The 10,472-nt window shown below is 21.4% G+C and carries 12 protein-coding genes and 1 pseudogene; all 13 read right to left on the bottom strand.

Going from position 1 to position 10,472, the window contains the following annotated elements:
* Nucleotides 1-250: 250 nt before the first annotated feature.
* Nucleotides 251-469, bottom strand: a complete 219-nt coding sequence (locus KTO59_RS02780) for a hypothetical protein (RefSeq protein ID WP_284928511.1) — start codon at nt 467-469, stop codon at nt 251-253.
* Between the two features lie 19 nt (nt 470-488).
* The gene (locus tag KTO59_RS02785) at nt 489-1,463 is read right to left on the bottom strand and encodes a hypothetical protein (protein WP_284928512.1); all 975 of its coding nucleotides are present in this window, start codon (nt 1,461-1,463) and stop codon (nt 489-491) included.
* Between the two features lie 472 nt (nt 1,464-1,935).
* The gene (locus KTO59_RS02790; RefSeq protein ID WP_284928513.1) at nt 1,936-2,811 is read right to left on the bottom strand and encodes an IS3 family transposase; all 876 of its coding nucleotides are present in this window, start codon (nt 2,809-2,811) and stop codon (nt 1,936-1,938) included.
* A 908-nt stretch (nt 2,812-3,719) separates the two neighbouring features.
* Nucleotides 3,720-4,874: a hypothetical protein gene (locus KTO59_RS02795; RefSeq protein ID WP_284928514.1), complete on the bottom strand. Its 1,155-nt coding sequence runs from the start codon at nt 4,872-4,874 to the stop codon at nt 3,720-3,722.
* 516 nt (nt 4,875-5,390) lie between these two features.
* Nucleotides 5,391-6,002, bottom strand: a pseudogene (locus tag KTO59_RS04520) (DnaB-like helicase C-terminal domain-containing protein).
* A 170-nt stretch (nt 6,003-6,172) separates the two neighbouring features.
* The gene (locus KTO59_RS02815) at nt 6,173-6,565 is read right to left on the bottom strand and encodes a hypothetical protein (RefSeq protein ID WP_284928516.1); all 393 of its coding nucleotides are present in this window, start codon (nt 6,563-6,565) and stop codon (nt 6,173-6,175) included.
* Nucleotides 6,566-6,689: 124 nt separating this feature from the next.
* Nucleotides 6,690-7,538, bottom strand: a complete 849-nt coding sequence (locus KTO59_RS02820) for a toprim domain-containing protein (RefSeq protein ID WP_320412678.1) — start codon at nt 7,536-7,538, stop codon at nt 6,690-6,692.
* Nucleotides 7,526-7,816, bottom strand: coding sequence for a hypothetical protein (locus KTO59_RS02825; protein ID WP_284928517.1), 291 nt, complete (start codon nt 7,814-7,816; stop codon nt 7,526-7,528). The genes KTO59_RS02820 and KTO59_RS02825 overlap by 13 nt, the downstream gene beginning before the upstream one ends.
* Before the next feature lie 68 nt (nt 7,817-7,884).
* Entirely contained in the window at nt 7,885-8,076 is a 192-nt protein-coding gene (locus KTO59_RS02830; protein WP_284928518.1) for a hypothetical protein, read from the bottom strand.
* Nucleotides 8,073-8,699, bottom strand: coding sequence for a dTMP kinase (gene tmk, locus KTO59_RS02835; RefSeq protein ID WP_284928519.1), 627 nt, complete (start codon nt 8,697-8,699; stop codon nt 8,073-8,075). The genes KTO59_RS02830 and tmk overlap by 4 nt, the downstream gene beginning before the upstream one ends.
* 278 nt (nt 8,700-8,977) lie before the next feature.
* Nucleotides 8,978-9,163, bottom strand: a complete 186-nt coding sequence (locus tag KTO59_RS02840; protein ID WP_284928520.1) for a hypothetical protein — start codon at nt 9,161-9,163, stop codon at nt 8,978-8,980.
* A 455-nt stretch (nt 9,164-9,618) separates the two neighbouring features.
* Nucleotides 9,619-9,924 (bottom strand): hypothetical protein, encoded by a 306-nt coding sequence (locus KTO59_RS02845; protein ID WP_284928521.1) that lies wholly within the window; start codon nt 9,922-9,924, stop codon nt 9,619-9,621.
* A 145-nt stretch (nt 9,925-10,069) separates the two neighbouring features.
* On the bottom strand, nt 10,070-10,472 hold a 403-nt coding region (locus KTO59_RS02850; RefSeq protein ID WP_284928522.1), incomplete at its 5' end, for a DUF2963 domain-containing protein.

Below are 10,472 nucleotides of genomic sequence, written 5' to 3' on the forward strand. Positions count from 1 at the left end.
TAAACGAGGTTTTAAAAATATACATAGTTAAAAAAACATTTACATATTTTTGAAACACTGCGGACCTGGACAGCGATTAACTTTCAGGTCTTTTTTTATAATAAACGTACTTAAAATTTGGTAATAATATACACGACAATCTTTTATTATATTAATTTTACAACTTACCAAGTTGTGTTAGTTTAATGACCATTTTAACAAGGTCATAGTTTTTTTTCAGTGTAGTTCAATTTATTTTTGTTTTTTTCTATTAATCCATAAATATGTAATAAAAAAAATTTTGAAATAATTGTAATGACATTGTTAAATTTCCTAATTCAAAATCAAAAAGTAATGCAATCAAATTATTAATGCTAAAAAATAAATTTATATCCAATAACCAAATTGGTGATAATAAAAAAGCAAATTTTGGTTTTGTTTGGTTTTTTGTTTTTTCGTCAATTAATTTATTATTTTTTTGTTCTTTCATAAGTTTTATTCCTTTCTATTTAATTGTTTTTTTCTTTTTCAATGTAATTAATTTCAACAAAATATAATTTATTTAATTCATATTGATTATTTTTGTTTTTAATCAATTGAAAAACTAATTTTTTATCAAATTCACTGTAATAAAGAACGTTTTTATCATCCGAATAATATGTTTTTTGTGGTTGTTCTTCTTTAAGTTGACAACATTTTAATGTTTTTAAGAAATTTCTATTTGTAATCTTAGCGATAGTCAGTAAATCAACAAATCGACGTCTTTTTTTAGCAAATTTTATTTTGTTGTGGATTTTTGTTTTTTTGTTTTTAATAAAAATTGTTATTGTATTCAATTTTTCAGCAACTTCTTCATTTGATAAAGAATTAAATTGTTTTATTTCTTTAAAATTATTTTGTAATTGATAAATTGTTTGAAAAATTTTTAATTCTGTTTTTGTTAATTCACGTTTAATAATGTTATTTAATAAATTCATTTCACATTCTTGATGATAATATTCGTCACCAAATTTAGTTTCGTTTGTATTACGTATAATTAGATTGTCTAATACATCAAAATTTGATAATTCAGCTTTTTGATTTATTTTTGTAACATCAATAAATCTTTTGTCGTGAAGTTTTCGAAATTTTAATAAATATAAAAAATGATATTTAATTATTTTAATTATAAAAGCATTAATAAAATCTTGTTCTCCAAAATTTTGAATTTTTAATTGAATTTTTTCACTTTTTTCTACTAAAATTTGATAAGTTACTAATAATAAATCTTCTTTTTCTAATGGAAATGGAAATTTAAAATCAATTACTTTACAAAATAATAAATATTTGATTCGTTTAATTAATTTATTAATTTCTTTTTCTATTTTGTCGTTGTTTATTTCCTTGTTTTCTAATAAAAAAACATCAAGTTCTTTAAAAAGATTAAAAAATAAATCAAAATAACATGATTCAATTTCTAATACACTTTGTTTAAATTTATTCATTTTTAATATTCCTTTCACTAAAAACAAAAAAGACTAGTTTTTTTAACTAGTCTTTTCGGTATTAAAAATGAATTTATTTACAAAAAATTATAACAGTACGGCAGTGTTATAAAAATTGTAAATGTTTTAATTCATCTTTAAAGACTATATTTTTGCTTTTAATTTATTTTATTTTATAATTTATAATGATAAATCTATATTTTTCGCAGTGTTATAAAAAAATGTAAATGTTTTTTAATTCATATTAAAAGACTATATTTTTTGCTTTTAAATTATTTTATTTTATAATCTATAATGTTAAATCTATATTTTTTTTATAAAAAAATATAAACTTCTCTACACTATATATGACGACAAAAAGAGAGTAAAACTTACCTATTTTTTAAAAATTTTTTTATTTTTTTTAAATTTTGTTAAAATGATTAGGATAATATGGTAAAAGAAAATTTATTTTTTTTATAAAAAATTATAATTATTTTTTAAAATTGTTATTAGATAAAAATTCAATCGGTGATTGGTTGTTTAATTTTGATAAAATCCAATTGTTGTTATAAAAATTAGCAAATCTTTCTAATTTGTAAATCGTTGGTTTTTTAAAATATCCTTTCATGATCGAAAAAAAGTTTTCAATAACAGCATTATCGTTTGGATGAGCTGCTTTTGACATTGATGGAATGTAATTTTTTTTAATTAATAATTTTTGAAATTTATGTGAAGTATAATTTCCTCCACGATCGGAATGAAAATAGCACATTCGTTTTTTAGGTTTCTTGATTTTGTTTAATAATTTGATTAATAATTTAGTGTTGTTTTTGACACTTAATTGAGATGATAAAATTTGATTGTTGTAAGAATCAATGATTGTTGCGTAATAAATTTTTTGATTGTTAATTCGAAATTCGGTAATATCACTAAATAATTTTTGAAATGGTTGAAATGCTTTGAAATTTTGTTGAATAAGATTTTTTTGAATTATTGGTTGATAAAACCGTTTACGTTTTTTATTGTATCTTTTAATTCGACAATTTAGTTGATTAGTTTTCATAATTTGTCTAGTTAGTTCAAATGAAATTATTTTTTGGTATTTTATAAAATAAATATATTTGACTTTTCGAATTCCATAACGATAATTTGTTTCTTGACAAATGGTTTTAATTCTTTTTGTTATTGTCTTTATTTTATTTTGTTTGTTAATGATGTTTTGTTTTTTGTGATTGATTGAATAATAATATTTTCGTTGATTAAGTTTTAATGATTTGATTGATTTATAAATTGGAACGTTATTTTTTAATTTTAAATTTTGGATAATTTGAAAAGTATTCTCGATTTCGTTGATAGAATTTAACATTGTTATTTTCCTTATTTTTATTATTTGTATTCATTATAATATGAATTTAAAAAAGGTTAAATTAAAATCGTGAATATTAAAAAATAATATTTTTAAAATCGAATTGAGAGTATTATAATATTGCTTTTGATTTGAAATGCATAATTTAATCGATTTTGGTACTTAAATGTATTATTTTTGATTGTTAAAAAAGAATTAAAAAAATAAATTACAAAATTGAAAAATGCAAAAAAATCGAAACAAATTATTTATATTCGTTTCTTTTATTTTTATTTTTATGTTTTTTTATTTTTAAATTTATTTATTTTATTCATTTTGTATATTAAATGATTATTCTTCATTGTTTCTCCTGAAACGTTATGTCTATTCTATTTTATATAATAAATTCTTAATAATCTTAATTATAATATATTATATATAATTAATTTTATCTAATCTTTTAATACAAAATGCTAATATTTAACTACTGCATAAGCTTTAATATATTAATAAATATTACTTTATTTTTAATATTTAATTAATTATATAATTTTAACTTCTTTTATTATTTTTATTATTTTCTTAATTTATTTAATAAGATGTATTTTTAAAAACATTTATTAGTAATATCTATTAATAAGATTAACTTGTTTTTATTTTTATTAATAATTTAAATACTTTTAAAATTATTTCTTGTTCGGTTGATTTATAATTTATATTAATAACTATACTATATTGCAAATAGTAAAATATAAATATAACTATTAGCATAGTTATTAATATAAAATATAAATATAGAGCATATTAATCTGTGTATGCTTCCAAATAAAACAACACACAGATTATAGTTCTTATAGTAGCCGTTATAGGTTATTATAGATTACTATATGTTTTATAGTATTGTTATATATATATAATCTTGAATAATATTAAATAAAATTAATAAATTTTATTAATAAATCGTACATTTTGTTAAATTTGTTTTCAATATTTTCGTTTTCTAACTTTTGATAAGTCTGTTGTATTTTTTCTTTTTGTATTTTTGATAAATCGTTATTGTAATTAATAACTAATCTTTTATTATTTTTTGGATTATTATTATCAATTAATACTAAATAATAATATATTTTGCCATCAAAATTAATATAATATTCAATATTATTTTGAATTATTTTATGATTATGATCGTTTGATAAATTAATTTTAATACCATTATAAACAATTTTTTTTCTATCTTCTCGACAATATTTAACTTTATAACCATCTTGTTTTGATTTTCTTAAAAATTGATTAATAATTGATAAATCAGCTTCTTGATAAAATAAAATTGGTTTTTTTCTAACAATTTTAAAATTAGTTTTAATTAACTTATCAAAACCATCTTTTGTATTAAGTTTAAGTTCACGCAATTCTAAACTAGTTAATTTTCCAATTGGAATTTTTTTCAATACTTCTTTAATTCTATCTTTATCTAAATTTGTATAATTTTTTTGAAAAATTGGATATGTTGCAATTGTTTCTACTTTTGGTAATTCAGGTTTGTTATCTTCGTTATTATTGTTAACTTGTATTATTGTTGATTGTTCTTGATTGTTTGATTGTAAATTTTTCAATAATTCTTTAACTGAATTTTTTAATTCAATCGGAGACCAAATATCCAAATCATAAAGTTTAAAAGTAATATTTTTATATTGTGGTTTATTTTCTTTTACACGAATTTGTGATAGTAAATCTGGTTGAATTCTTTCTAATTCTACCTTTAATTTATCAATTGTTGAAATATTGGTTTTTGTTGTTGTAGATGGTTGTTGTGTTAAAATTTGATAACAATTTTGTGATTTTTGATTAATTCTATTTTTAAATAATTTATGATTTGAAAATAACTTAAATCTTGTTGTTGATAGTTCAAAATAAATTTCTTTTTTAGAATCATCACAATAAAAATCAATTTTATCATACTTTTTTATGTTATCTATTACAACAACATAAATTTGATAATTATTTTTTTTTGTAAAAAAATCATTAAATTCTTCAAAGAAATTATCTTTTTGAATTATTTGTAAAGTTTTATAGTTTGTATTCATTGTTTTTTTCTCCTTATTAATGAATTTTGTTTTTTTTAAAATAGTATAAAAAAAAGTATGAAAAATCATACTTTAAAAATTGGTTTAAAAAGTTTATTTTATCTCAACTTAAAAATACAAATTTTAAAAATAATTTTAAAATACGGAAAAATAGGTTTTTTATCCACATTTTATTAAAATACGTTTTTTAAGATTAAATCCGTATTATTTGTTTTTATTTTTTGTATTTTTTAACTGAGTAGTAGTTTAATATTACTTTTGTTTAAAATGCAAATTTTAAAATTTTTTTTATTTTTTTTCAATTAATAAAATTATTCATTTTCAATGAATCTTTGATGTGGTTTATCAAATTCGAAATTAATGATACCAGTTTTACCTTGACGATTCTTATGGATTGTTAAAACTACGTCCATAATGTCTGGTTCAGGTTCATTTTTATTTTCTTCTTCTTTAGGTATCGGTTTTTTAGTTAATGTGAAAACAACGTTTGCATGTTGTGGGATCCTGCGGAACCTTTCATTGAGTGCATATTTTTTCAGTTGTCTTTGATGATTCTTTGTTGAATTGTGCTAATAAAATTATTGGAATATCTAACGATAAAGCTAGCATTTTCAACTTCCAAACGATGGAATCAGTTCTTTCAATAAAATTATTTTCATTAACATCTTTCATTAAATGAAGATGATCGATTATTAATATATCAATTTCGTTTTTTCTTTTTTAATCGAACGTATTGCTCTAAATAAGAAATGTCAGCATTATAGAAAGGTGATTTGATAATAATGTCATAGTTTTGCATTAATTTAATAACTTTTTAATTGATTCGTATTCATGCGATACTTCAATGTCTTTTGTTGGTTCGGATTCCATTCGTTCAAGTGTTGTATTATAATCAGCACTAGTAATTTTTGTTAAATCAATATCTTTATCGTTTTTAATTGCAAAAATTCGTTTAAGAATATCGTTAAATTCCATTTCGTAGTTCATCATAACAATTTTTGGTTTTTTAAATTGTTTCATAGAATGTTCTGTAAGTTGAAGCATTAAATTAATTGCGAATGTTGATTTTCCAAATCCTGAATCAGCTGAATAAATGACTAATTCTCCATTTTTAATCCACCGATTAATTGATTAAATTTTTGATATTCGTTTGTTAAATAACGTGTTTTTGCGTGTTTTGTCTACATTGTTTTGCGTCTTTGTTTTTTTCTAAATATTTTAATGCACCGTGATTAATTGAAATTTCATCATTTTGTTCGAAATTATTTTGAAATTCCATGATTTTAGAAGTAATTGATTTAATTTGTTAAGATTGTAATTATAAATATTGATTTTTTCAACATCTTTTTAAAATCGTTTAAAAAATTAGCAGTTTGAATTGATGAAATTGATTTTTTAAATAATTCTTCGAATTCGTTGTTATTAATTGAAATTTCATTTAATTTATATAATGTGTAAAAATTTATTGATGTTTTAGGATTACGATGACGAATTAATTCTTCTAATAAAAATGGTCGTTTGTTAGCAATAAAAATTGTTTTAATAGCGTCAAAAATTCTTTTTTCGTCAGTGTTATTTGAAAAAGAACAATTGTTTATTAAACGTATACGATTCTCTAATTGTTTAGTGTCATTTAATTTATTAACTGTGAAAATTGAACTTATTAATTTTTGTGTATTTGTTTGGTTCATGATTTTATTCCTTTTTAATTTGATATTTTTTTATAATTTGATTTGTTTTTTTAATGCCTTTACAGTTTCTCTCTTTTGTTTTTTGTGTTGTAATGGGCGATTTAAATCGCCTGGTTTTTTGGAATTAGGCGAATGATTCATAGAAAGCATCAGTACCACGTTGTTTTAACAAATCATCAACATCTTTGCAAGTTTTATTATATGGTGCTTTAATAGGGCAAAATTTACATGATATTTGTTCTTCTTTTAATTGGTTGTAAATGAGATTAGCTTTTTTATAACCTGTTTCGTTTTTGTCGTTGTCGGGAATGACGATGACTTGAATATTGTTTTTCTTTAAAATATTAATTTGTGCTTTTGACATTTCGTTGGCAATGATAATTGTACCGATTACGTTTTTGATTCCATGATTCCACGATTGAATGACATCAAAGAAACCTTCAACAATGTAAACTTTTTTTGTTACTTTGATGAATGGTAAAGCTTCAAAAAAGCGATAACTAAAAAAGAATGTTGGTGTGTTACTGAAATCTGGTAATGACATATATTTTGGTGGTTTGCATTTAGTTTTATATTCAATTTTACGAAAATGGTTTTCATAAAAATGGAAAGTTTTATTGTTACCGTTTTCGATGGGAATGATGATACTACCGTGAAATGAATCGTGAAAAAAGCTTGTTTCATCTTTTCGATGATATTGTCTAATTAATCCGTATTTTAGAAGATCGTTTTCATTGAATAATTGGTGTTTTTTTAAATAATTGGTCAATTGAAATGAAAGTGCTTTTCCGCTTAATGGAGCAAAACCTAATTTAAATTCTTTGATTGTGTCTAATGATAATTTACGTGTTTTTGTTAAATATTCTAATCCTTCTTTGTTGGGGTTTGTAATTAGTTTTTGGTGATAGAAATCACGAATTTGATTAAATAATGGTGATACTTTTTTAAATAGTTGAATTTTTATTTGTTTAATTTGGAATTCATCACAACTAAATTTTTTTCATTTTTTGAATAATGTGTAGAAGTTGAAAATTCTTTAATTTGATTATATTCTTGAATGAATTGTTGAAATTTTTCAGTTTTGAATAGTTGATATAGTTTGGTTTTAATAATATAAAAATTATTTTCATTAATTATTTTAGAATAAACATCAAAATCGTCGTATGTTTTCTTTACAAAAGAATAACAACAAATAGTATTTTTATTTGAAATATAACGACAATTATTGTTTTTCCTTGGTGAATAGGACATGGAAAATAATAGTTTGGATTATGATTTTTAGGTATTAAAATGTTGAATATTAAAGAAATCTTGATCGGTTAACATTTTAAAATTCCTTTCTTTAAATAAAAAAAGACTTTTAAATTAAAGTCTTTTGTTGTTTTTTTAGTTTTAAAAATTCTTTTTATTTTTTGGATAATAATGTTATTGAAATAAATGGTTTTAATTTTTCCATTGGTGTAATAAGTGTGAATTGTTCCGTTTTTTGATTGTTTGATAAATTTTTTCATAATAAATCTTTCTTTCTTAATAAGTTAAAAACTTTCATAGCGTTGCTGTCAACTGGATCGTTGCTTGATAAAATTAAAGTTGTACCTTGATGAATGTGACTGAGATAATCGTGATATCCGTCTTTTACTTGGTTAAAATACAATAAAGGTTTTTGTTCGATGACGTCGAGTTTATGATGGGCTTGTTTCTTTTTACGTTCAATTCCAATTTTGGGATCAATGTCTAAATAAACTAGTAAATCACATGGAGTGAATAATTGAGTTAATACGGTCTTAAAAATTGATTCTAAAATTAAAGTTTGTTCTTGAAATGGATATAGTTGGTAGGCGTAAGTAGATGCTAACCAACGGTCTAAAATGACAATTTCTTTGTTGATTAAGTCTGGTTTGATGAGTTCTTCAAAAGTTTGTGCCATATTGGCGATGCTTAAAAAGAATCGAGTATCTTGATGAATTAAATCAGATTGTAAAAATATTTTTCTGATTTCGTGTCCTAATTGACTGCTGCCTAATCCTTGATATTGTTTAAAATTTAATTTATTCTTAGTTAAAATTTTTTGAAATGCTTTGATAAAAGTGGTTTTACCACTTCCATCAAGTCCTTCGATGACAATAAACGACATATTTTTTTCTCCTTTAGGTGAATTTTGGTATAAAAAAAAGATTCATATAGAATGAATCTTTTTAATTTTTAATAATTGTTAATTTGGGTTTGTTTTTTTAATGGCTGGGCGTTAGTTTTTTGTTTTTGTTGTTTTTGCCTTGGTGGGTTGGGATGGCGATTTGAATCGCCTGGTTTTTTTTGCTGGTTGGTGTCTTTGTTTTTAAATTAAAAAAGAACTAATTTAATTAGTTCTTTTAGTTATTTTTGTGCTTTTATTTGGTTTTAAAAATAAAAAAATTATAATTTTGAAGGATTTTTAGTATAATATTCGAAAATATCTTTTTCTGGAATAATATTATCACTTAAATCACAATGATCATCATTAAAGTTGTTGATCCATGGATCTTCTTGATGTGTTTTATTTGTAAGTTCAAAAGGTTTCATATTACCATATTTATTTAAAATATATTCAATTGATTTCATGATCTATTTCTTATAGTCTTTCCCTAAAATATAATTATTGGAATTATTTTATCTACAAAATGAAAAATTCTATAAATATAGACAATAGGTCCAAACATCAAGCTGTGGTTCTAAAAAAGGGGTTCATTATATTTACAATATAATGGCCTTAATATAATATAATAATTTGTTAATTTATATTAAATTTTATATTTATCGTATCAATGTTTTAAGTAAGTTATAACATCAAAAACAACTTTTTGTTATTATTTTTATATTTTGATTCTATTATTTCCTTCTTATTTTTATATTGTATAATTTAACATATTTTTGACGATTTTTAATTGTTTTCTATTTCTTTAATGTGTTTTATAATTTGTTTAGGAAATTATTTTTCCATTGTATTTTTCTCCTTTTAATGAAAATTTAGGTATAAAAAAAGACTCTCAAAAATGAGAATCTTGGGTTTGTTTATTTTATATATTGTTTTTTTTATTATTGTTGTCTATTAATTTTTCTATTTTTTTAAATGTTTCTATTATTATTTTTTTTGTTTCTTGTTTTGATTTTATAATTTTGTCTAACCTTTCTTGATGGGATGACATTTCTTTTTTTAATAATTCAAAATTTTTGTTAATATTGTTTAATTTGTTATCGCGTTTATCTATTTTATCATTTAAAAGATTAATTTCAGATTTTAAATTATTAGTGAAAAATTTAAACGAAATTATTGTTCCAATTATCGTCAAGATAGTTAATACCCAATTTAATACTATAGTCATTTTGTGTTCCTTTCTTTTTGTTTATATATTGTTTTTTAATTGCCTTTGCGTTTGTCTTTTTTTTTACTGTTGGGGGTTTGGTTAGTAATTGAAACAGCTGATTTTTTAAAAAATCAGCTGTTTGAATGGGGTTTGTTTTTTTTCGTTATAATTCTTCAAAATAATCGATGGTTCCATCAGGTTTGTAATACGTAATTTTAATGAAATCACCATTTTGATCATATTCGTAAATAGATGTAATAATTTTTTTGTCGCGGTGATAAAATGTTTGTTTAACTATTTTGCCGTCTTTGTCATAGTCTTGAATGTAATAAATTAATCCACTATAACGACGATATTGAGTTTGTTTAACTATTTTTTCGTCGTTATATTTATTAATATTCATTAAAGAGCCGTCATCGCGATAAGTTGTAATTTTATTTATTTCACCATGTTCATTGTATTCTTTAATATTATGAATATTTGTACTGTTAGAATGATAGTTTGTTACTTTGTTTATTTGGCCGTTTTTGTGAAATTCAGTAATTTCTGTGATAGTTTGACTGTCT

Source organism: Candidatus Phytoplasma sp. AldY-WA1, assembly GCF_020312115.2.
Lineage (GTDB): Bacteria > Bacillota_I > Bacilli_A > Acholeplasmatales > Acholeplasmataceae > Phytoplasma > Phytoplasma vitis.